General features: G+C 43.2%; 20 protein-coding genes. 8 read left to right on the top strand and 12 right to left on the bottom strand.

All coding sequences use genetic code 11. From position 1 onward, the window contains the following. Positions 1-7 precede the first annotated feature (7 nt). Positions 8-373, bottom strand: a complete 366-nt coding sequence (locus tag CTER_RS08090; RefSeq protein ID WP_278245909.1) for a metal-dependent transcriptional regulator — start codon at positions 371-373, stop codon at positions 8-10. A 463-nt stretch (positions 374-836) separates the two neighbouring features. Between CTER_RS08090 and CTER_RS08085 the strand changes: the two genes are divergently transcribed. Further along, complete coding sequence (locus tag CTER_RS08085) at positions 837-1,316, top strand: hypothetical protein (RefSeq protein WP_165585952.1); 480 nt, start codon at positions 837-839, stop codon at positions 1,314-1,316. 74 nt (positions 1,317-1,390) lie between these two features. Here CTER_RS08085 and CTER_RS08080 read toward each other — a convergent pair whose 3' ends face one another. The 4 genes from CTER_RS08080 to CTER_RS08065 form a co-directional block, all read right to left on the bottom strand. Further along, positions 1,391-2,047 carry a hypothetical protein gene (locus CTER_RS08080; protein WP_131469392.1) on the bottom strand — a complete coding sequence of 219 codons (657 nt, stop codon included), beginning with the start codon at positions 2,045-2,047 and terminating at the stop codon, positions 1,391-1,393. Positions 2,048-2,451: 404 nt separating this feature from the next. Next, positions 2,452-2,880 carry a hypothetical protein gene (locus CTER_RS08075; protein WP_004625040.1) on the bottom strand — a complete coding sequence of 143 codons (429 nt, stop codon included), beginning with the start codon at positions 2,878-2,880 and terminating at the stop codon, positions 2,452-2,454. 82 nt (positions 2,881-2,962) lie between these two features. Beyond that, on the bottom strand, positions 2,963-3,730 hold the full coding sequence (locus tag CTER_RS08070; RefSeq protein ID WP_004624763.1) for a DUF4367 domain-containing protein: 768 nt from the start codon (positions 3,728-3,730) through the stop codon (positions 2,963-2,965). Further along, a complete protein-coding gene (locus tag CTER_RS08065; RefSeq protein ID WP_004624950.1) occupies positions 3,720-4,295 on the bottom strand; it encodes an RNA polymerase sigma factor in 576 nt (191 codons plus the stop codon). Before CTER_RS08065 ends, CTER_RS08070 begins: the two co-directional genes overlap by 11 nt. Before the next feature lie 509 nt (positions 4,296-4,804). Here CTER_RS08065 and CTER_RS08060 point away from each other — a divergent pair. Next, on the top strand, positions 4,805-5,614 hold the full coding sequence (locus tag CTER_RS08060) for a hypothetical protein (protein ID WP_004624990.1): 810 nt from the start codon (positions 4,805-4,807) through the stop codon (positions 5,612-5,614). 87 nt (positions 5,615-5,701) lie between these two features. Here the strand turns inward: CTER_RS08060 and CTER_RS26830 are convergent, their stop codons facing one another. The 3 genes from CTER_RS26830 to CTER_RS08045 form a co-directional block, all read right to left on the bottom strand. Next, positions 5,702-6,748, bottom strand: a complete 1,047-nt coding sequence (locus CTER_RS26830) for a phage tail tip lysozyme (protein WP_004624798.1) — start codon at positions 6,746-6,748, stop codon at positions 5,702-5,704. Positions 6,749-6,888: 140 nt separating this feature from the next. After that, complete coding sequence (locus CTER_RS08050; RefSeq protein WP_004625056.1) at positions 6,889-7,296, bottom strand: phage holin family protein; 408 nt, start codon at positions 7,294-7,296, stop codon at positions 6,889-6,891. A gap of 12 nt (positions 7,297-7,308) precedes the next feature. Further along, on the bottom strand, positions 7,309-7,848 hold the full coding sequence (locus CTER_RS08045) for a sigma-70 family RNA polymerase sigma factor (protein WP_004624941.1): 540 nt from the start codon (positions 7,846-7,848) through the stop codon (positions 7,309-7,311). Positions 7,849-8,455: 607 nt separating this feature from the next. On the opposite strand from CTER_RS08045, the gene CTER_RS08040 reads away from it, so the two are divergent. Continuing rightward, positions 8,456-9,475, top strand: coding sequence for a WD40/YVTN/BNR-like repeat-containing protein (locus tag CTER_RS08040; protein WP_004624786.1), 1,020 nt, complete (start codon positions 8,456-8,458; stop codon positions 9,473-9,475). A gap of 72 nt (positions 9,476-9,547) precedes the next feature. Here CTER_RS08040 and CTER_RS08035 read toward each other — a convergent pair whose 3' ends face one another. From CTER_RS08035 to CTER_RS08020, 4 genes are all read right to left on the bottom strand, one after another. Next, positions 9,548-9,943 carry a Fur family transcriptional regulator gene (locus tag CTER_RS08035; protein WP_004624804.1) on the bottom strand — a complete coding sequence of 132 codons (396 nt, stop codon included), beginning with the start codon at positions 9,941-9,943 and terminating at the stop codon, positions 9,548-9,550. A 16-nt stretch (positions 9,944-9,959) separates the two neighbouring features. Further along, positions 9,960-11,489 carry a catalase gene (locus tag CTER_RS08030; protein WP_004624845.1) on the bottom strand — a complete coding sequence of 510 codons (1,530 nt, stop codon included), beginning with the start codon at positions 11,487-11,489 and terminating at the stop codon, positions 9,960-9,962. Between the two features lie 62 nt (positions 11,490-11,551). After that, a complete protein-coding gene (locus CTER_RS08025; RefSeq protein ID WP_004625009.1) occupies positions 11,552-11,842 on the bottom strand; it encodes a DUF4491 family protein in 291 nt (96 codons plus the stop codon). Positions 11,843-11,888: 46 nt separating this feature from the next. After that, positions 11,889-12,539 (bottom strand): hypothetical protein, encoded by a 651-nt coding sequence (locus CTER_RS08020; protein ID WP_004625035.1) that lies wholly within the window; start codon positions 12,537-12,539, stop codon positions 11,889-11,891. Between the two features lie 639 nt (positions 12,540-13,178). On the opposite strand from CTER_RS08020, the gene CTER_RS28735 reads away from it, so the two are divergent. The 5 genes from CTER_RS28735 to CTER_RS07980 all read left to right on the top strand — a co-directional run bounded on the left by CTER_RS28735 (position 13,179) and on the right by CTER_RS07980 (position 22,687). Next, positions 13,179-17,219 carry a chitobiase/beta-hexosaminidase C-terminal domain-containing protein gene (locus CTER_RS28735; protein ID WP_004624949.1) on the top strand — a complete coding sequence of 1,347 codons (4,041 nt, stop codon included), beginning with the start codon at positions 13,179-13,181 and terminating at the stop codon, positions 17,217-17,219. A 68-nt stretch (positions 17,220-17,287) separates the two neighbouring features. After that, positions 17,288-18,301, top strand: coding sequence for a carbohydrate-binding protein (locus CTER_RS28730; protein WP_004624797.1), 1,014 nt, complete (start codon positions 17,288-17,290; stop codon positions 18,299-18,301). 82 nt (positions 18,302-18,383) lie between these two features. Further along, entirely contained in the window at positions 18,384-20,288 is a 1,905-nt protein-coding gene (locus CTER_RS27490) for a beta-1,3-glucanase family protein (RefSeq protein WP_004624835.1), read from the top strand. An 89-nt stretch (positions 20,289-20,377) separates the two neighbouring features. Continuing rightward, entirely contained in the window at positions 20,378-21,640 is a 1,263-nt protein-coding gene (locus CTER_RS28230) for a family 16 glycosylhydrolase (RefSeq protein WP_004624972.1), read from the top strand. A 174-nt stretch (positions 21,641-21,814) separates the two neighbouring features. Further along, on the top strand, positions 21,815-22,687 hold the full coding sequence (locus tag CTER_RS07980) for a hypothetical protein (RefSeq protein WP_004625095.1): 873 nt from the start codon (positions 21,815-21,817) through the stop codon (positions 22,685-22,687). Positions 22,688-22,747: the final 60 nt, after the last annotated feature.

Below are 22,747 nucleotides of genomic sequence, written 5' to 3'. Positions count from 1 at the left end.
ATTTTATCTAACACTGTCCTCCCCTGAAATGGTATAACAAATGTGACAGCGTTTCATCGCTTACAATATGCTCCATACGGCAAGCGTCCTGTTCTGCTGTTTCTTCGTCCACCTGAAGAGAAATCAGCAGCTTTTTAAGAAGATTGTGCTTACATACAACAACCTCTGCAAATCTGTGTCCTTCTTCCGTCAGTGAGATTTCGCCGTAAAGGGGTTTAATAACAAGGCCTGCCTCCTGCAATACTTCCATAGCATGATGCACACTTGGCTTTGTGACCCCAAGAAAGGCTGCGATATCGGCAGAGCGAACAAATTCCGACTTCTGAGAAAAATGATATACAGCTTTCAAATAATCTTCACTGGCGGCATTCAGTTTTTTATCTATAAGGCAGGAAATCTCCCGGCTGCTGGCTCATTGGTTTCCTCCATTCCGTAAAGGATTACAATTTAAATCCTTTCAGGTCTTATTGTAAGACCATTATAAAAGGACAATGTGACCTCAATGTGCCTTAATCGCCTGACGATTTTTTTGCTGATAAAGGAAAGGGATATCTTTTTTGCAACTTAATGTTGCGTTTCGGTTACTTGGTTGTCTTTATAATGTGAGGATTGTTAAAATATTTTGTGTATTTCTTTAACTGATAGGCGTGAAGAAAAAAAGATTTATTAAGGGAGGTGTTTTTATAATAAGTTTTAAGAAGGTAGGTACCTATCGGCGGCTTTTGCTTTTTGCAGGCCTGTTTTTATTTCTGCTTTTTATAATATACGTCAGCATCCATTTTGGCCTGCAAAGCCGCAAAGCCGGCATGCTTGCATATCCAAAGGATTTTTTGACAATGCGCTGCTTAAACCCATCCGATGATAACGCCGAGGATACTCCATTTGTTTACGCGAACGGCCAAAATGCCAATGGGCCGTTTCGTATAGTCTATTATCGTGACTTTGATACATTTGAATTGCAATATCCGTCCGGCGATTGGACTGCTTTACAAACAGTATACAAAGACGGGAATTATGTCACAAGTGAAGGCATATCTGTTGGTTCCGGCAAAAAAGATGTAGTGGCGGCTTACCAAAAATACGGCCTGGAAGAATATAATATCAGCAAGATAACATCAATGAATTTGCGTTCGCTTGACATCCTTTTGCAGGGTGTTGACCTGGCGGATACTTTCCTCTATGTGGACAATCATAATATTTTTAATAATTCTTATCAAGGTACCGATTATTGGGGCAGTCTTGAGGCTATTATCTTCATATTGGATAAGAACAATGCGGTCGTAAAAATTGTGAAGGCTGCCCCTACTTCCGGTTAAAACCAATTTGTTAAGGGGAAGTCCCGGGCGGGACTCCCCCTTGATTCTTTATGAACAAGCTATAGAAATTAGTACTAGGAAGCGTAAGGAATCAGATTGTTCAGCAAGATAGTATAGTTATAATAGTTTTTTGCAACTGAGTCTGTATATGCTATATCATTCCAGGTCTGTTTGGCATCTTTTAGATCTTTTGTACTATCTCCTATCGTTATGGTTCCGGTATGCGGGCCATCGGAACCATTAGAATGGGCGTAATAGATTTTAGTCACAATTCCACTGGAATTTTTATCAACTTGATAAATGACAAGCACATGTCCGCCATTATCAGACCGCATTGTACAACCAACCACCATATCCTGGGCCCTTGTTTTTTGTACTCCGTTGCTTGTACTTGTAAGATTGTTGGCGGATACTCCGTTTGCATAGGATACCTTAAATTGAGAATAAAGTGCGCCTTTTGTCATATCATCAGTGGTACTTGGTTTTGTGGATTCATTCAGCACAAAATAGACCAGGCCTGAACAATCCATTCCATAAATTTTCTTTTCACTGTCAGGCGCGGAGTTTATCTCGGATTGTATGGTGGCTGCTGATTTATTCCAATGTCCGGTTTGGGTATTGAAATATTTATTTCTGATAGCGTTTTGAATATCTGCATATGAGCTTTTGCCACCATAAATTCCATCATGGGATTGAAAGTAGGGTAATCTCAGTTTGATTGTTTCTGGCATTGTTGCTCCTGCTGGTAAAGTTGATCCGGTTACAGAAAAATTGGTATAAAAGCTCTGATAAGTACTGACTAATTCTTTGAAACCCATAAAGATATCACCTTTCTTTATAATAGATTTTGAGCAGGCTTTAATTGATAGAGATAATTTGGACGTAACGGATTAATAGTTGTCCAAGCTTTTAAACCGTATCATCTGTCAATATTCGCTCACTTCATACAATAAAGAGAGAGTATTACAGGATTTGTAAACTAATATTTGCAAAACTTTGATTAACAGCTTCTTCACTATTCAGGTGCTCAACAGCAGTTATACAAAAAATCACCTTTCCATTAAAATAGAGCTTCAAGCTGCTATATTAATGGAAAGGTGATTTTAAAATGGCAAATAAACAAAATAATATTTCCTCAATAGGTTTTTTCAGCGGAATAAAGAGATTCCGTTTCTATAAGAGTACCCGCAGAACTATAGACCTGAACTGTTGAGCATGCCCTGTATGTGCCGCCGGTGACATAATAATCACCCTGAACAACCAAACCTGGGCCTACGGCACTGCCTGTCCACATTTTAACCGTTGACCAGGAACCATTGGTGTTTTTTTGTAATGAAACAGTCAAATTTGCTTTATATGTGGTGCTTGCAACATCAGCCGACCCTGTACAATGTGCTTTCCCGGATGAGTCAATACCAAGTCCTGCGCTCATTTGCCATATATGCTGGAATTGGGGTGACATTACGGCTTTGGTTCCCAGGCTGCTTCCAGCTGCCGCGAATGCAGGAACTGCTAATAGGAACACCATGAATACCGTTAAACCAGTGATAACAATTTTTTTCATAACAGTAAATACCTCCTCAAGTAGTTGTCCTCTATAATACAAAGACAACCGGGGAGGTATTTTGCAACAGTATTTTTAAATTTTATTTTACGAATTTTACACCTTCAGCTATTTTTACTGCTTCAGATTTATTTATTTGACCTTGAATACTAAAAAGATGATTATCCATTGTCCATGCTATGGAAGTCACAGAATCCTTGATTGAGAGTGTTCCGTCCTGTCCGTTTATATTTACTTTTTCTATGAGTGAAGCTCCTTCCGTGTCAACTGCAATAGTGTTTGTGGAATCGTATTCAGTATATGTGATAATAGAATTATAATCTGAATTTTCAAATATCAGTTTTTTAATAGAGTCAGTATAGGTTATGCTGCCGACTTCATAGCCATCAGGCATATATGTGGGAACATAGGTATTTGTCCAATTTACAATTAACTGCTCGGCACCTTGAGTATTATTGCTATTATCATTCAGTTGAAGTGATGTATACTTGGGCTCTATGCCTATCAGAAAATTCAGGACTTGAACCCGGAATGCATGAACGCTGGCAATCATGGCGGAGAAGGATATTATTACAGCCATTAAGGCAATAGCAGTTCTCTTGAATATTCTTAAAATATGAGAGCCTTTTTGAGATTTTTTCAAGTTCCGTAAGTGCTCATCCAGTAACCTGGTAAATCTTTTCATGTTTTCAGGTGACGGAAGGTTATGGGGATCGATTTTAAGCTGTGTATTTTCCTCGAGGAATATTTTCCCGTCTTCTCTGGCCAGGTTATGCATCGCCAGCGAGAATAAACAGTTTTCATATACTTCATTTAGTTTCTTAATCCCTTCCGGATTGTTATTTGGCATTATAGCTCTCCTCCCTTTGGATAAGTTTCCTGGCATCCCGCCGGGCACGCGTCAAATACTGCCGGATGCTGTTAGGAGCAATTTCAAAAATTTTTGCTATTTCCTCATCTTTCATTTCGAGTACATATTTAAAATATAATAAGTCCTTTTTCTTTTGAGGAAGTTTTGAAACAGCGTCACTCAACAAATCCAATTCTTCCTGACGAACAAGCTCATAACCTGAATCGTTTTCAAGATTGGACAGATCAACTGCAATATCAATGTCGTCACTGTAAAATATGTGTTTTTTCTCAACCTTTTTATGTTTTATATAATTGATTGAAATGCTCCTAACAGTATAGACAACATAGGTAGTAGTTTTGCAACTATCAAATGTGCGTATTAAAGAAATTTTTTCGATAAGTTTTATGAACGCGTCATTTATTAAGTCTTCAATATCTTTATTATCATGTGTTATGCTAAAAATAATTTTTCGGGCAAGACAATAATAATTCTTATAAAGATGGAGCACGAAGGCCCTGTCATTTTCTTCAAGTTCCGTGATTGCAGCTAATAATCCTATCATTTGGTTTATACCCCCAGTCTTTTCACAGCATAAAATTGCATCAATTTATCCGATTTTTCTAAATAGATTATTTAAATCGAAGTATTTCCCGGCTTTATTGTCTGATTCTCCCCCCTCTGTTATTTTTATTATATCTTAAATGGGTTCATAACCCTAATTATACAAAAATATACAAATAATTCATACTACATTAATTAAAATATAAATAACCTGTCATTGCTCCTGACCCATATTTTATGGGGCATGAAGGGCAAAAGTAAAAAATATGAAAATATTTTTATTTTTGTTGTTGCATTTTCTCTGCATTGTTGTCTTTATTTACATGAACGTATGGTAGTTCTTTTACATATTCAAATATCCTTGCAGGGTTAATATTTTGGAAAGCAACTGTATAAACCGGTCAAAACATAAGAAAAATGGAACCAAATGATATGCTTAGTTGTCTAAAGTATAGTGAAAGATATTATTATTGCTTTTATTCAGACTTTTAAATATAGGAGTGATTGTAAATGAAACATGTACATTTTTTTAGGAGAGCAGCAGCCATTCTGTTATCGTCTGCGCTGCTGCTGGTTTTTAGCGCCTGTTCACAAAACGGCGGTGCTTCGGGCACGTTTGCCGATTCTGCAGCGTCTTCCGGCCAATCTGCTGCTTCATCTGCCGGAATTCCGCCGCCTGCGCAGTCAGGTACATCGGCTGAGATAACCACGGGTGACGCTCCGGCAGACAGCAGTGAAACGTCAGCTGAAGTCACGCTGCCGGGTAAATCACCGTTGAGCGCGTATCAGTCGGTGCTGCAAAACAAGGCAGAGTTCTTCAGCACCGATGCCAACAAAAATTTGAATATAAGCCAATTGAACCAGGCAATCAGCCCGGAAGTTACCGCAGATGTGGCAAATTTTGCAGTTATCGATATAGGACATGGAGGCACACCGGCGGTAATTCTATCGCTTAACGTTAATGGCAACAGTTATGGCGTTGAAGTTTTAAGCTATCAGGACGGTATAGTCTATGGTTATACTTTTTCTGCAAGACAATTTGGCGATCTGAGGACCGACGGGACATTTGTAGCTTCCAGCGGTGCGGCTGACGTTGGAATTTGTACAATTACTTTTGACAAAAACACGTACTCGATAGATAAATTTACTTATAGCGAATCAAATACCGATTCAGAAAACAATATGAGCGTATCCTACTTTGTTAATCATCAAAGCGCCACCGAAGATGAATATAATGAGGCTTTCAGCCAATGGCAGAAAATACCGTATGTAACGTGGTATGATTTTACTGACGTTAATATCGGTACAAAGCTGTCCTAGTTTTAGTCCTTCACGAGAAATTGCTAAAATTAGCGAAGCAGGCTCTGGTCAAACCGGAGCCTGCTTCGCTGAGAAGTTATCACTCAATTAAGAAAACGCACCCGTGTTGAAGTAATTTCTGGCGGGAGTTGCTCTGTTTGCTGCTATTGCAGCCGCAGAGTCACCTGATCTTTCATAATAATCATGAAAAATAGTGGCCAGCGTACCTGCATCAAGAGTTGATAGTCTGAACGAATCATAGGTCATTGTTGTATACCCGGAATGATTAAAAGACGAGCTGTAGAAGAAATAACCCTGACCCGGCTTCATACTTTGAACCAGCCAGTCCAATTCGGCATCCATAAGTCTTTTGGGATTGTTGGTAGCCAGTGAATCAAGTTCTGCAACGGCTGTTTTATTGCTGATCAGGCCTATGGAAGCCGCATAGACGAGAAATGGGCTGGGTACCCCATTAGAGGAATAAGTCGTCGATGTCCACTGGACTAAACCATAACCTCCTCTGGGATTGTCAAGGTATCCGCCTTCCCATATACCGGGATTAACTCTGCTTTCATGGTAGATATTGCCAAGCATACCGCAGGCAGCCTGTTTACTAAACCCCTGACCTTGCAGATAGGTGCTGATGTATTGGGCATTTGCCAACATTTGCGCCGTGGTAAGGGTGGACGTTCCACTGCATTTGGATGCGTAAACGGTGCCGGAAGGCGGTGTAACGGGATAAGCGTTATAGCCGAAAAGATACTGCCAGGTGGTCGGACCGACAACACCATCGGACGAAATCCCCATCTTCTGCTGAAAAGTTACCGTGACGGAGGTGGAGTTGCTGCCGAATGCGCCGTCCACAGTAATGCTTTCGAACTTACTTAACAGATACTGTGCTGCTCTGGCTGCGTAGTTGTTAGTACCATTCCGCACTGTGACAATCAGTGCCGACAGAGTGTTCGGCCCTGCTACGCCGTCAGGCGAAAGGCTTTTACTTCTTTGGAAGTTGATTACAGCGGTCTGGGTGCCTGAACCAAAACTTCCGTCTATTGTGAGAGAATACCCTTGGAAAGTCAGCAGGCACTGTAAAGCGCTCACGTTTTTTCCTGAACTTCCTGTCTGTAAAACAGGCCAAGCTGGAGTTGCTGCCATAATTATTACCTACTTTCATAAATTTATTGAAGCACCCCCAAAATGTCGCGCGCCGTCTTAGAAGCATCTTCTGTAAGATAGAGAGAAAGATTTATGCGAAATGTAAACTATACCTGCAAACTTTTATTAATGCTTGTTAACTATTTACTGTCATCGCTTTTGTTTAGCTGCCGTATGATGGTTTTAAGCTTTTGAGGTAATGGCAGGCCTATATTGCCTGCATTCTCAATTATGCTGATACCTTCGTTGGACAGATAAAACATTATTATCATCGTTCTGATAGAACTTCCGGAGCTGATAATATTCTGATCAATAATATTGCCCAGGGCGACCAGAGCAAATATCATAACCTTTTTGCTGATACCTTTAAAGCCTGTCTCACTGGATACTGTCCTATTATGAATCGCAACCAGCACTCCTGTAATATAATCGATTGCGACAAAAGCAATGAGAGCATATATAAGGGAGTCAAAGGCGCCAAAGAGCCATCCGAAAACTCCCCCCGAGAGCGCAAAGATTATTTTAGCCTTATCCAACACTGAGTCCATAAGCCTGTCCTCCTATAGCTTGTCCGAAAAAGCGTTACGCAGTTTTTTCAGTGCTCTATTTTTCATCTGATTAACAGCTTGTCTTGAAGTACCATAGAAATTTGCGATTTCTGTTACTGTGTAACCGGTGAAATAAATCATACTTATAACTGCCAGTTCTTGTTTTGTTAATATTTTTTGGATAAACGATAATTCATAATTGTATACATCGTTAGTTGAGGATATGGATTCAACATAATATAATTCATTTTCATTTAAGTCTGAATAAAGCAGAAGTTTCCCAAGTCGTTTGACTTCTATCAATCTTTTTATATAACTGCTGTGAACTGAAGTGCATATGTAGGAAACCATGCTTCCTTCACTTTTGTTATGGATATTTTTGATCTGCATATTATGCAGCAGCTCGATAAAATCAGTAAGGAGATCATTATAGGCATCATCATAAGAAAGCTTATAAGCGTATTTCTTAAGCAATGGATTGAACTTTTCCACAAGCATTAAAGTGGCATCGCCGTCCCCACCTTGTGATTTTGCAATAATATTGATAGTCATAATGCATCCCACCTTTCAAGTGGTAAGGAGATGGGATGCTTGGATTTGTAAACATATGAGCAAGAAAAATTTAATTTTTCGGCATCATTGTCACCTCCATAAAAATAAAAAAGCAGGACATTACGACAGTTTGACCGTAATACCTGCTACATTTTTTGATTATCGAAATATAATGGATGCAAGTTTATCCTTTGCCTTAACAAATTTTCAATTTTGTAAATCCAACCTTTTATAAATAAAAGACAGTTATTGAGTAAAATTAAGGTAAATATAGAAATATATGGATATATGTGGGCATAAGAAGGTGAAGAGAGGCTGCTAAGATAAAGTTAGTGTTTTGTTTTTCTATTGTTTTATCCCTTCAATAAAAAAAGACAACCTTACATACTTTTTGCAACAATAAAATATGAATAATTTTGATAAAATGTAATTTTATGTAATCAAATACTGCTCTTTTGCATTTATGCAAAAGAGCCTTGAAGAAGCCGGATTTTAGCTGGATTTTTACCTGTAGAAAATGGTATGATATAATAAGCAAACAACAGGAGAATACCTGTAAAATTATTATTAAAATGAGCATAGATCTATTGGCAGGAGGATTCATTACGTGAGCAAAAAGCGGAACGGAAGAAGTGTTATTATATTGGCTGTTACCGCACTTCTAGGGACAGGGTTACTGTCGGGCTGCGGATTTAATACGGGTAGTGTGTCAAACGGCGGCGCTTCAGGTGCCATCTCAAATGCGGCGGCAAGTGCGGATGCAAAGCAGGATGAGGCTGCTGCCGCCTTTATGAAAATTGAACCTGCCATACTCAAAAAGATGCAGAACTCCACCTATACTTATGTTGAGGGGAAACTTTCTTTTAACATCGGAACTGATAAGGCCGATTTTCCGCCAAAGTATGTTTCTACCATCTTTAACCCCCATGTGGATTTCATGCCGAGCAGCATTTTCGTATCTGCCAATAAAATAGCCGTAGTCCGGACACCTGACGACGACAGTATTGTGATCACATACAGCGATGATGGCGGAAAGACCTGGCAGGATTCCGATGCGATCCATACCGGGCAGATCCCGGATCACTCTGTAGCCGATGCCGACTTTTTAGGCAAGGATGAAGTTGATAAGCTGTTGAGCCTTTATGCGGACTTTCCGTCAAAGGACACGGGCTTTCTGATCATTGGCTCCGGAACCACAATGGGGACACAATATACATTGGCACTCTTCAAAACAACGGACGGCGGAAAATCATGGCATGCGCTTGACTCCAACATTGCTGGTATACATGGTTTCCCAGTTACCGGCATGTACTTTATGGACGACAAAAATGGGTTTGTCGTGCAGAGCGGTGTAAATGTTAAAAAGGCAGAAATCTGCCAGACAGCTGATGGCGGTGTTACATGGTCAGCTGACGAATTACCTGTCCCGGCAGCGCTTGTAGATGATCTCAATGCCCCAAGTCTCACAGCCTTGACACCATATTATGCTTCGGGCCAATGGGTTCTTCCCATGTTTATTCGACCGGACACATTGATTTATTTCAAATCAAAGGAACAAGGAAAAATTTGGTCATATGATCCAACAATGGACATTAAAATTAACAAATTTTTATCATCCAGGGTTTAGACACTAGCTGAAAATAGCGTTGTAAGGAATTTTCCTTACAACGCTATTTTATTGTTTTGGTTTGTCTGTGTTTTAGCTGTGCTCAGATTTATGTTGACAACCCGGACAACGTCCCTCAAAAACCGTGCGATGCCTCTCAATGACATAACCTGTTTTTGCGGCCAATTGCTGATCCAATTCCGCATGATAGGATAACGGCACATCGCACACCGCACCACATTCGGTACACAGCAAGTGGTAGTGAAAATCCAGGCGGCAGTCAAAGCGATCTGCGTTGGATACCTTTACGTGGAGGAGTTCTCCGTTTTGAGCCAGAAAGTTCAGATTCCGATATACAGTACCGCGGCTGATCTTATCGTCGATGGCTCGAACATCCAGATAAATCTGATCCGCACTGGGATGGTCGCAGCGCGCTCTAACCGCATCCAAAACCAGCTGGCGCTGTTTGGTATTCCGCTGCTGCTTCATAAGGGAACACTCCTGCTCAGTCGTGATTTGACTGCATTGTGCTCGAAAGCGTTGCCTGAATCAAACCGTTATTATCCAGTTTGGAGAGCTCCTTGACCTTATCCATACACAGACCGGCAGCCTCGGTAAAACGTTCGCCGTACTCGGGATCAGCCAAATAGCAGTGGACCGCATGGCGGTACTTGATGTTCTCGGTAACGGAAGCCATATCTCCGGCGGTGTTTTCGATAAGTATCTGCTTCTTCTCTTCGGTCAGTACCCGCCACAGATCGCCGCCGGCACGGAAGCAGTCATCGGTGGGGTCATCCTTCGGGTCGTAACGGTACATTGCACCCTCCAGATCCAGAGGCGGCTCCATAACCTCGGGTTGAGCAGTCCAGGCGCCATAGCTGTTGGGAGAATAAGCCGGAGCGCCGCCGTAGTTGCCGTCTGCACGCATGGCGCCATCACGGTGGTACTCATTGACCTCCACCTTGGCACGGTTAACCGGGATATGGTTGTAGTTTACACCCAAACGGTAACGCTGTGCGTCGCCGTAGGAAAATAATCTTCCCTGCAGGAAACGGTCGGGGCTAAAGCCGATGCCGGGAACCACATGAGCAGGGGTAAAGGCCGACTGCTCGACCTCGGCAAAATAGTTTTCCGGATTGCGGTTCAGCTCCAGCTCGCCGACCTCAATGAGGGGATATTCGGCATGACGCCAGATCTTGGTGATGTCGAAGGGGTTCTCGTAGTGATTTTTCGCCTGCTCCTCGGTCATGATCTGCACGTACATGGTCCATTTGGGGAAGTCGCCGCGCTCAATGGCATCAAACAGATCCTTGCCGTGGTACTCGCGATCCATGCCGTTGATCCTGGCTGCTTCCTCATTGCTGAAGTTCTTGATGCCCTGCTTGGTCTTGAAGTGGAACTTGCACCAGAAGCGCTGGTTCTTATCATTATAGAAGGAGAAGGTGTGCTCGCCGAAGAAATGCATATTGCGGAAGGAGGCAGGGATACCCCGATCACTCATAACCACGGTGATCTGATGGAAACACTCGGGCAGCAGCGTCCAGAAATCCCAGTTGTTCTGGGCCGAGCGGCGGCCGGTGTGGGGATCGCGTTTCACAGCGCGGTTTAAGTCAGAGAAATTATGTACATCACGGATGAAAAAGGTGGGGGTGTTGTTGCCAACCAGATCCCAGTTGCCTTCCTCGGTGTAGAACTTGACGGCCACGCCGCGGATATCGCGCTCACAGTCAGCGGCACCGCGCTCACCTGCGACGGTGGAGAAACGGAGGAATAATTCGGTTTCTGTGCCGGGCTGCAGGACCTTCGCCCTGGTGTATTGGGAAATGTCATGGGTTACGGTGAATTTGCCGTAGGCGCCCCAGCCCTTGGCATGCATACGGCGTTCAGGAATGACCTCGCGGTTGAAGTGGGCCATCTTTTCCATCAGCCATACGTCCTGCATCACAACAGGTCCACGGGGTCCGGCGGTGATGGAGTTCTCATTGTCGGCTACGGGAGCGCCGACCTCGTTGGTTAATTTCTTGTGCTCGTTCATGATAATGCTCCTTTCTGTTTTGTTATTTTTATGTAAATATCACGGTGATATTTACTGGGAAGCTATTTTTTAGCGCGGTTGGGATTTTCAGGGAACCAGCCCTTTCTGACCCGTTTGGTTTGTTCTTTGAGTTCCACGATACTCCACAGCATGGCGAAGCCTATCACTGCCAATGCCGCTGACAGGATGATCTGATGTACGAACAGCGACAGAACGCAGAAAATTAGACCTCCGGTCAGAAAAATGGGCCATACCCGATCAGTAAAATAGTACTCGCAATAAATCACAACCGGATGAAAAATACCGATAATGAGAAATGAAATGGCACCGATTATCACTCCGGACCAAAGCATTAGAGCAGCACCCCCTTTACATTTTTAATTGATAAAATATTGCAGCTTATAGATACAGGCACATGACCAGCATCCACAGATAAACACAACTTTTAGGCAGCATCAGCATACCGATTTTGGGATTCCGGTTTGACCAAAGCACAACCGGAAGATAAAATGCAAAACTGAGCACAATGGCAAGCCACATCCAGCCAAACCCGGACGCTGTGCTTCTTTGCAGAAAGAACAGTCCGGCGACGGCGGCGCCCAATAGGAAAAACGGAATGTTACGGCTGATTCCCCAGCTGGCCGGAGGATGTGGCTCCTGCCATTTGTTCTGCGGCAGCAGGCAGAGCAGAATCCGTACAGAAGCCAGGAGATAGACCAGGTATGACCAGAAATTGCTGCCCTTTGGGGAGAAAATCAACAGTCCGATTTGCCATAAAAGCAGATAAAATACTGTCATCGTGATGGAGGTGATCTGCTTTCCTCTGCCAAGAGCCCGGCGCAGCCGTTCCTTTTGATGTGTAATGATTACCATTATGCGCGGAAAAAGGTGAAAGGCGTCGCCGCAAACCAGGACCAGAGCCATGACACCGGCCAGCATGGAAGCGTTATTAGTGGATTTAATAAAAAGAAGTACGAAACCAAGGAGCAATACTGCAACGAGATATAGAACATCGAAGACAGCTTCAAAGATTTCAAATACACGTTTCATTTTCCGCACTCTCCTTTCTGTGTTTGGCCTTGGCCATCCAGAGAATATAGCAGAACAGAATCTCTTTATTTATATGAGTTTGTTAATGATATTTATTATTTAATAGGACTTATTACTATTAACGTACTACAGGAAGAAAAATTTGTCAATAGAGAAATCTTCAGGCAAGTACTTTTGCCAGGTATTTAAAGGACGTTTTCATAAAACCGTTCAGCAAGAATAGATAGACCACAGTCATACCGGAAGGCAGATAAAGATAACAGGCTGATATGGCTTTTTTATGTCACCAAAATTTGCCAACAAATGCCAAGATTGTCTACTAGTCTTGTGGAAAAATTAAAATATAATGGAAATAAGATATAATATTGGAAATAATTATATTGATCCTTGGAAATTTTTCATATCGAATCCAATCTTTTATTACAGAGGGAACATGTAATTGCGCTTACCTTTGAGTCAAAGTGTGTTTATTCAGCTTGAGAGGCCTGATCCACAAATTTAAAATTCTATCGGGGAGGTGAGTCATTTCTTTTAAATCAGGGTATTGAATTTGTGTTTGCAGTATATCCTTCGATTCCTGTCAGGGCCATTTTTTGAGCTGAGTGAATATAAAACAAAGAGTAGAGAGGAGTAGAAAGTATGAAGAAAGACTTAAGAAGACTACTGCCCCTGGTTCTTGTGCTGGCTATGTTATTTACTCTGCTTCCTATGGGAGCTTCCACGTCCTCGGCGGCCAGCGGTAAAAACTTTGTAGTATACTTCCCTAACTGGGGCATGTATAATGCTGCACATATGTCAATGAATGTCGGTATGATCCCATGGAACAAAGTAACCTGCATCAATCATGCATTCTTTACTATCGATACAGGTTATAAACTTGTTTCGACCGATGAATATGCGGACTTCCAGGCTACCTTTGCACACTCCGAGGGCTGGGATCCCGGCATGATAAGGGGACACTTCGGGGAGTACAAATATTACAAGACACAATATCCGAATGTAAAGGTTGTTATCTCGGTCGGTGGATGGACAAGGGGTGAAAACTTTCACGCAATGGCTCTGACACCATCAAGCAGAGCAATATTCATTCAAAGTGTCATAGATTTTCTGAAGAAATATCCCTTTATTGATGGGGTGGATCTCGATTGGGAATATCCGGGAGTCAACAGGGCTAAAGATCCTAATGATCAGTATGACAGAGGCTGTCCCGGAGGACCTGAGGACAAGCAGAATTTCACAGCATTGCTGAGGGAAATCCGTCAGGCATACAATAATAACGGTATGTCCGGCAAGCTTCTTACCATAGCCGCACCAGGCGGTTATGAAAAAGTTGATTTGACGGAACCCAATGTATATTCTCAATATCTGGACTGGTTAAATATAATGACCTACGACATTCATGGAGCATGGGACACCATTACAAACCACCAGTCGGCAATTTACAAGAATCCAAATGATCCATCCGGAACTTCTCCGGTTGATATCAAGAATAAATACAATACCGATTACATCATGAAACACTACAGGGATACATATAATATTCCTGCATCCAAGCTTAATGTGGGCTCACCTTTCTATTCCCGCGGCTGGAAGAATGTAGTTGCCGGTACGGGTACAAACGGCCTGTTTGCCACTGCCAGCGGTGCTCCAGTGGGTAACCTTGATGATCCGGGCAGCCCCGGAGGCCAGAATTCCTATGCCCAGATGAAGGTGCTGGAAAATACTCCAGGCTACACAAAATACAGAGATTCAGTATCTCAGGTTCCCTGGCTTTATAACAGCTCTCTGGGTGTTATGTATACATATGAAGATGAAACTTCTGCAGCCGCAAGATGTGATTATGTAATCAATAACGGCTTTGGTGGAATCATCGGCTGGGAAATTTCCTGTGATACTTCCAATTTCTCATTAACCAATACAATATCCGGCAAGCTTGGCATAAACAGCACCACACAGGTGGCAGCGCCAACCTTCAGTCCTGCGGGCGGGACATATGCATCTGCACAGAACGTAACCATCTCGTGCGCAACAGCCGGTGCCACCATCAGGTATACTACCGATGGAAGCGAACCTACTGCCGCATCGACACAATATGCAGGTGCTATCAATGTATCCGGTACTACCACCATAAAAGCCAGGGCATTTAAATCGGGCATGAATGATTCGGCTACCGCTTCTGCCACATATAATATCCAGTCAGCTCAAACGGTAGCTGCTCCTGTATTCAGTCCTAACGGAGGCAGTTTTTCTGTTGCACAGAACGTAACCATCTCCTGCGCAACAAGCGGTGCCACCATCAGGTATACCACTGACGGCAGCGAGCCAAATTCGACATCTGCAATGTATACCGGTCAGATTAATATCTCAGGTAATACTATTATTAAGGCAAAAGCTTTCAAGGCGGGTATGAACGACTCGGCTGTTGCAACTGCTGCTTTCACTATTACCGGCGGAAATGAAGGAGTTGACCTGGGTAATCCTTCAGGTGCTCCGGCCACAGGCTCAATAAGCCACAACAACTGGGATGGTGATGGAGCATACGATATTACCATGAACATATGGTGGGGGAATAATGCAACTTCATGGACGGTATATGAAAACGATAAAATTGTATTCTCCGGAGCACTTCAAGGGAATTCACCCAATGCTCAGACAGCAGTTTACAGCGTATCGGGGAGAGCAAACGGTACCTATACATACAGAATTGACCTTAAAAACAGGTTCGGTACAACCTCGACCAATACCATAACAGTAAATGTTACAAATGGCGGTACTGTTCAAACAGTGGCCGCACCCGCCGTTTCACCGGCAGGAGGAACCTATGCTACGGCGCAGAATATTACTGCCTCCTGTGCTACCGGAGGGGCAACCATCAGATATACAACGGATGGAACCGAGCCTACAGAGAATTCAGCCATATGGAGCGGAGCTCTCACAATAGCCAATACTACAACTATCAAGTTCAAAGCTTTTAAAACGGGGATGAACCCATCTGAAACTGTAACAGCTGCCTATACCATTCAGAATAACCAGACTGCTGCAACACCTGCCTTCAGTCCTGCGGGGGGAACATATTCATCAGCACAGAACGTAACCATCTCATGTGCGACAGCAGGTGCTGCCATCAGGTATACTACCGATGGTTCCACACCGACTTCATCCTCCGCACAATATACAGGACCGATAGCTGTTATGGGTACAAAAACAATAAAGGCAATTGCCATGGCGGCAGGAATGAATAATTCAGCCGTTGCAACCGCCACTTACACCATCGGCAGCAGCGGTTATCCTGCTTGGGCTCCGAATACGGCATACAGCGCGGGAATAATAGTGTCTTACAATGGAAGCAACTACAGGTGCCTGCAGGCACATACCTCCCTCGCGGGCTGGGAACCCTCCAATGTTCCCGCCCTGTGGGAGCAAATCGGCAGCGCACCGGCACAGGCGGCAGCACCTGCCTTCAGTCCTGCAGGAGGAACATATCCATCAGCACAGAATGTCACTATTTCCTGTGCAACAGCAGGTGCGGACATCAGGTATACTACCGATGGCTCCACACCGACTTCATCCTCTGCACAATATACAGGACCGATAGCTGTTACGGGTACCAAAACAATAAAAGCAATTGCTATCGCGGCGGGAATGAACAATTCGGCCATAGCTTCGGCTGTCTATACAATTTCCACTGCACCACCTACCGGCAGCAGGCTGCTTGTCGGTTACTGGCACAACTTTGATAATGGATTAACCCCGGTTATGACGCTCAGGAATGTATCAACCAAGTGGGACGTCATTAACGTAGCTTTTGCCGATATAGCAGGTGATGGGACAGTTTCATTTACACCTTTCAATGCAACTGATGCAGCCTTCTCCTCAGATGTCTCCTACCTTAAAGGCCTGGGTAAAAAGGTCGTGCTGTCACTGGGCGGACAAAATGGTGCTTTAAGCCTGCCTGACAGTGCGGCTAAAACAAGATTTACAAATTCACTTATTGCTGTAATTGATAAATATGGATTTAACGGTGTGGATATAGATATTGAAACCGGCATATTTTTAGGCGGCGGTGATACAGACTTCAGAAGTCCAACAACTCCAACAATAGTAAACCTGATTGCAGCAATGAAGGATATTACTGCCAGATACGGTTCAAGCTTCACCTTGAGCATGGCTCCTGAAGTAGCTTATGTACAAGGTGGTATAACAGCATATGGCGGACCTTGGGGTGCTTATCTGCCTATTATTTACAGTCTGAAGGACCAGCTGTCCTATATCCATGTGCAGCATTATAATTGCGGTGGAAATGCAGCCCTGGACGGCAGGAACTATAACCAGGGAACAGCAGATTTTGAAGTGGCAATGGCGGAAATGCTGCTGAAAGGCTTTCCTGTTGCGAACAATTCAAGCAATATGTTCCCTGCGCTGAGGCAGGATCAGGTAATGATCGGTTTACCGGCTGCTTCAGGTGCCGCGCCCAGCGGAGGATACATCAATCCTGCCGAGATGAAGAAAGCCCTGGATTACCTGATTAAAGGAACACCCTATGGCGGAACATACAAACTTCAGAATGCTTCCGGCTATTCCGGATTCAAAGGCCTGATGTCCTGGTCGGTAAACTGGGATGCCCAGAACAATTACGAGTTCACAAATAATTACCGTGCGTACTTTGACGCATTGAAATAGTGCAGTCAGAACTTGTGGCTTCTCTTGTGGACGAGCCACAGATAAATAAAATACGAGGAGGTCTGAAAATGACTAACAAAAGATTTTCTTTTAAAGCTCTGTCACTTATGGTAGTTTTAGCGGTAATCATATCCGCATTTTGCGCCGTCATACCGGTGAGCGCAGCAGCCAGAGGAGCATGGGCTCCCAATACCGCATATGCGACAGGTGATACGGTAACCTACAGCGGGAGTACTTATACCTGTATTCAGGCACATACTTCCCTCACAGGCTGGGAACCACCCAATGTCCCCGCTCTATGGGAGAAAGGCAGCGGAGGAACAACACCGCCTCCAACACCACCCCCGGCAACAAACGGAGTGACATTCTATGCCGATATAAACTATGGGGGAACAGCAATAACACTTGGAGTGGGCAATTATACACTGTCGCAGCTGAACGCAAAAGGAATCCCCAATGACTGGATGTCTTCGTTAAAGGTTCCCAGCGGCTGGACTGTTGAAGTATATGAGCACGATAATTTCGGAGGAACAAAATGGACCTATACTTCAAGTTCTTCCTGGGTTGGCAGCGCCGTCAATGATAAAATGTCATCAGTCAAGATCTATACCGGTTCACCAAATCCTTCAGTAACAAAGCCTTCAGAAGTTCCAAGCAACATATGGACATATACAATGAATGTGGACAATAAATTCGGTAAAGGCGGAGATTTTGCTCTATTGCTGTGTGCAGTTATCAAAAAGGAAAGCAGCTTTGGAGCAGGCTTACCAGGCAGTCCATCAGCCGGCGACGGATTGATGCAGGTAGAGCCAAATACACGCAGTGCCTATTTATCTCAATTCAGCTCAACCTTTGGCCGTACTTATAATCACAGCAGCGAACAGGATCAGGTATGCCTGGGCGCACTGATTTTAAATGAAAAGATCGCTAAATTCGGCAACATATATAACGGCTTATTGCACTATAACGGAGGAGATTACTGGTATCCGGGAGCTACCGATTCTTACGGCCGTCCTATCCTGGCAAATCAATATGCGGATATAGTTTACGCTACATATAAGGGCTACGGCGGTAAGAATTAGGGGGACCTGTGTTTTGTATTCCTCCGATAGTTCTGGCAGGATACATAACAGATTCAAGGTGATATTAAAGGAGGTTAATTAAATGCATACTTTAAGTAAGAAATCCCTTGGCAAAATTCTGGCACTGGTAATGGTGCTTGCATTATTGTGTGGTATTCTTACTACAATCCAGGCAAGTGCAGCCGCCAGAGGAGCATGGGCTCCGAATACCGCATATGCGGCAGGTGATACGGTAACCTACAGTGGAAGTACTTATACCTGTATTCAGGCACATACTTCCCTCACAGGCTGGGAACCGCCCAATGTCCCTGCTCTATGGGAGAAAGGCAGCGGAGGGACAACACCACCGCCAGAAACAAACGGAGTGACATTCTATGCCGATATAAACTATGGGGGAACAGCAATAACGCTGGGAGCAGGCAATTATACACTGGCTCAGTTGAATACAAAGGGAATCCCCAATGACTGGATGTCTTCGTTAAAGGTTCCTGACGGCTGGACTGTTGAAGTATATGAGCATGACAATTTCGGAGGAACAAAATGGACCTACACCTCAAGTTCTTCCTGGGTTGGCACAGATGCAAATGACAGGATGTCATCTGTTAAGGTTATCAGCGGAACTCCGGTACAGACTGTTGCAGCACCTGCCTTCAATCCTGCGGCGGGGGGATATACATCTTCAGTTTCAGTAACTTTAGCCTGTGCCACTTCAGGTGCTACCATAAGGTATACTACCGACGGTTCAACACCTACAGCAGCCTCTGCCCAGTATACAGGGGCAATATCTGTTACCAGCACCAAGACGATAAAAGCTATTGCTGTAAAATCAGGAATGACTGACTCAGCAGTGGCATCAGCTACTTATACGATTAATACATCAAACAGTACTTCTTTGATTCCGCTGAACTCCGGTATGCAGATGACCATTCAATTCAATAACAATACCAATGGGGTTTACAGTAACGGCCAGATTTATGCCAATATAATTGGCAAGAATAGAAACGGCCAATTTTGCACCATTTCACCCGATGGAACCATGACTCAATGTGTTTCGGGACAGAATGCATCCCCTTATTTCTATCCCCTGAGTTCTTTAAACGGTTTCCAGATTCCGGCTTATGTGAGTTCAGGAAGACTGTATATTTCAATGGGCACACCCCTGGATATCCCGTTTAATACGGCGGCGGATGGCACTGTAGGTATTGCTTATCCCAATATTGAGAATCCATCGGATTCAAGCTATAATAAATATTTTGATTGGGCGGAGTTTGCTGTGATTAACGGTGAGGTTTGGATTAATACCACCCAGGTCGACATGTTCGGCGTGCCGTATACTATCGAAATGTTTACCGGCAGCAGCAACAATTATTCTTCCTTTGCAAAGGTTGGAATCACCGAATCCAGAGCATCCATTTTCAGTGCATTCCAAAAAGAAGTGCCTGCTGAATTCAAGAGCCTGGCTACCGTACAGGCACCATACCGCATTGTTGCGCCTATTCATGGCGGTTTCAGGGCCGGACAGACCAACGGTACTTATTTTAACAGCTACATTAACAGCATCTGGTCCCAATATTCCACCAGTAACTTTGTGCTAACCGTTCCTCAAGGTACATTTACAGGAAGAGTATCCGGCACACAGATGAATTTTACAAGGCCCGGTGATACTACTGTTTACCGTGTGAATAAACCCACCGGTGAGGATGTTTGGGGAGGTGCAGGCACACTGGCAACCGGAAATGAAATTGAAAAGGTACTTCAAGCGCAGATTTGCGCTGCTTTCCATCGTCATGTCATAGGAAATGCGGCCAACTTGAATAATCCTTCTGCTTACTATCAGACCGGACCGGCTGATTATTACGCCAAATTCTTTCATGACCACAGTTTGAACGCCAAAGCATACGGTTTCTGCTATGACGATGTGAATGACCAGAGTTCAGCTATTCACGCCACCAGTCCCAGAGGTGCCATCATCAACATCGGCTGGTGATACTTTTTAAAGACTTTGTTCTGTATTTCTTGAATAGTGATGGAGGAATACGGAACAGGTTCAAGGTGATATTAAAGGAGGTTGATTAAATGCATACTTTAAGCAAGAAATCCCTTGGCAAAATTCTGGCACTGGTAATGGTGCTTGCATTGTTGTGCGGTATTCTTACTACAATACAGGTAAATGCAGCCGCCAGAGGAGCATGGGCTCCGAATACCGCATATGCGGCAGGTGATACGGTAACCTATAGCGGAAGTACTTATACCTGTATTCAGGCACATACTTCCCTGACAGGCTGGGAACCGCCCAATGTCCCTGCTCTATGGGAGAAAGGCAGCGGAGGGACGACACCACCGCCGACACCGCCTCCGGCAGCAAACGGAGTGACATTCTATGCCGATATAAACTATGGGGGAACAGCAATAACACTTGGAGTGGGCAATTATACACTGTCGCAGCTGAACGCAAAAGGAATTCCCAATGACTGGATGTCCTCCTTAAAGGTTCCTGACGGCTGGACTGTTGAAGTATATGAGCATGATAATTTCGGAGGAACAAAATGGACCTATACTTCAAGTTCTTCCTGGGTTGGCACAGATGCAAATGACAAAATGTCATCTGTTAAAATCCTTAATACTGCAGACAGCGGCAATCTTGTATGGAGCGACGAATTTAACGGAAGCTCACTGGACAGTTCAAACTGGGTATATGATATAGGCACAGGCAGCGGCGGATGGGGTAATAATGAGCTTGAATATTACACAAACCGCTCGCAGAACGTTCAGGTAACAGGAGGAAACCTGGTAATAACAGCTCAGAAGGAAGCCTATGGCGGCATGAACTACACTTCGGCACGTATAAAGACAAAAGGCTTGCGCCAGTTCACATATGGAAAAATCGAAGCAAGAATAAAGCTTCCTTCAGGCGAAACTCAGGGAATCTGGCCTGCCTTCTGGATGCTGGGTTCAAATATTGATTCTGTCAGTTGGCCTAAGTGCGGAGAAATCGATATTATGGAGCGTGTAAACAAAAATTCGGTTATAAATGGAACTGTACATTGGGACAATAATGGACAGTACGCATCTTTTGGAAGAACTTCAGGAAATATTGATTTTTCACAATACCATGTATACAGAATTGAATGGGATTCAAAATATATCAGATGGTTTGTGGACGGAGCACAGTTTAATGAAATACTGATTGAAAACGGCACAGGCAATACTGAGGAATTCCAGAAGCCTTTCTTCATACTGTTTAACCTTGCCGTAGGCGGAAATTGGCCGGGAAGCCCCAATGGAGCTACCGCATTCCCTGCAAAGATGTATGTGGATTATGTACGCGTATATAGATAGTTCAGCTTTATATACATTGGCCTGCAATTAAATCAAGAACAAAGGGACTTGAACCATCAAGGTTCGGGTCCTTTTGTTTTTACAGCACTCATGATATAGTAAAATAAACGGCAACAGATTTCATTGATCTGCGGTGGCTAAAGATATCGACTAAAAAGTTATTGAGAGGTACTTATGAAAAGAACGGTTTTTTTTATTTGTCTTATATTATTTTTTTCTTTGACAGTCACAGGGTGCAACAAGGTGAGAAAATCTGATAATCCATCAGCAGCTGAAGTTATTGCTTCAAGCACAAATCAGATGACTGCAGTCTCCTCTGATATTAACAAGCCCTATAAGAACAGGACAGAGGATTTGGACAGGAATTTGTTTAAAGAAGTGGATAACCAAAGTTCAACTCCGGATAAACTCAAAATTTTATTCAAAGCACTTAAAGAAGATTCGTCATTGGATGAGAACTATAAAATGTACAATTGCGATAATGTCCTAACCCATACCATGAATTTGCTGTACGATTTTCTTGGAACGGAGCAGTCATTCAATATAAGTGACAATGAATTTGAAAAACTTCTTGGGTTTCCGGTAATGCCGCTTAAGGAAGGAAGAATTATCAGGTATGAAGGCAAACCTGAAAACTTTGGTGAATCTTCAGACTCAAAGTATATTTTTTATCAATGTAAAAGGGGCAATACAGTATCAGCCTATAAACTTTATTTTAAAGATTATAGAAGAATTACGGATGCTTTTGTCATAAATACCGGAGTGGATAGCAGTATTATTTATACTTACGGATTTACAAGCATGAATTCAGGTTCCCGTCACTTTATACATGCTTTTAAAATTGATTCAAAGACATGTACAAAAGTTGATGCTCTGGGACAATACATGTATGAAAATAAAGAATTTATTGATTCTGACGGATTAATTCCTTATGAATTTGAAATTGAGAAGTTCACTGAGGAGGAAATAATTTTCAAGTCCGGTGAAAATATAAATAAAACACTTAAAGCATATTTTAACAGCAGTAAAATGGAATTTGTAATATAGCTATGTTCATGATTTTAGTAAACTTTTTAACAATAGATACAGTATCCGTTATACCGATTT

It is taken from the genome of Ruminiclostridium cellobioparum subsp. termitidis CT1112 (genome assembly GCF_000350485.1).
GTDB classification, from domain to species: domain Bacteria; phylum Bacillota; class Clostridia; order Acetivibrionales; family DSM-1351; genus Ruminiclostridium; species Ruminiclostridium termitidis.
The sequence above is the reverse complement of the archived record's forward strand: the minus strand, read 5'-3'. Positions and strand labels throughout refer to the sequence as shown.

Excerpts from the sequence above, each read along its gene's own strand:
- CTER_RS08085 (WP_165585952.1), top strand. The coding sequence starts at position 837 with ATGCGCTGCTTAAACCCATCCGATGATAACGCCGAGGATACTCCATTT.
- CTER_RS08080 (WP_131469392.1), bottom strand. The coding sequence starts at position 2,047 with ATGCCAGAAACAATCAAACTGAGATTACCCTACTTTCAATCCCATGAT.
- CTER_RS08075 (WP_004625040.1), bottom strand. The coding sequence starts at position 2,880 with ATGAAAAAAATTGTTATCACTGGTTTAACGGTATTCATGGTGTTCCTA.
- CTER_RS08070 (WP_004624763.1), bottom strand. The coding sequence starts at position 3,730 with ATGCCAAATAACAATCCGGAAGGGATTAAGAAACTAAATGAAGTATAT.
- CTER_RS08065 (WP_004624950.1), bottom strand. The coding sequence starts at position 4,295 with ATGATAGGATTATTAGCTGCAATCACGGAACTTGAAGAAAATGACAGG.
- CTER_RS08060 (WP_004624990.1), top strand. The coding sequence starts at position 4,805 with ATGAAACATGTACATTTTTTTAGGAGAGCAGCAGCCATTCTGTTATCG.
- CTER_RS26830 (WP_004624798.1), bottom strand. The coding sequence starts at position 6,748 with ATGGCAGCAACTCCAGCTTGGCCTGTTTTACAGACAGGAAGTTCAGGA.
- CTER_RS08050 (WP_004625056.1), bottom strand. The coding sequence starts at position 7,296 with ATGGACTCAGTGTTGGATAAGGCTAAAATAATCTTTGCGCTCTCGGGG.
- CTER_RS08045 (WP_004624941.1), bottom strand. The coding sequence starts at position 7,848 with ATGACTATCAATATTATTGCAAAATCACAAGGTGGGGACGGCGATGCC.
- CTER_RS08035 (WP_004624804.1), bottom strand. The coding sequence starts at position 9,943 with ATGAAGCAGCAGCGGAATACCAAACAGCGCCAGCTGGTTTTGGATGCG.
- CTER_RS08030 (WP_004624845.1), bottom strand. The coding sequence starts at position 11,489 with ATGAACGAGCACAAGAAATTAACCAACGAGGTCGGCGCTCCCGTAGCC.
- CTER_RS08025 (WP_004625009.1), bottom strand. The coding sequence starts at position 11,842 with ATGCTTTGGTCCGGAGTGATAATCGGTGCCATTTCATTTCTCATTATC.
- CTER_RS08020 (WP_004625035.1), bottom strand. The coding sequence starts at position 12,539 with ATGAAACGTGTATTTGAAATCTTTGAAGCTGTCTTCGATGTTCTATAT.
- CTER_RS28735 (WP_004624949.1), top strand. The coding sequence starts at position 13,179 with ATGAAGAAAGACTTAAGAAGACTACTGCCCCTGGTTCTTGTGCTGGCT.
- CTER_RS28730 (WP_004624797.1), top strand. The coding sequence starts at position 17,288 with ATGACTAACAAAAGATTTTCTTTTAAAGCTCTGTCACTTATGGTAGTT.
- CTER_RS27490 (WP_004624835.1), top strand. The coding sequence starts at position 18,384 with ATGCATACTTTAAGTAAGAAATCCCTTGGCAAAATTCTGGCACTGGTA.
- CTER_RS28230 (WP_004624972.1), top strand. The coding sequence starts at position 20,378 with ATGCATACTTTAAGCAAGAAATCCCTTGGCAAAATTCTGGCACTGGTA.
- CTER_RS07980 (WP_004625095.1), top strand. The coding sequence starts at position 21,815 with ATGAAAAGAACGGTTTTTTTTATTTGTCTTATATTATTTTTTTCTTTG.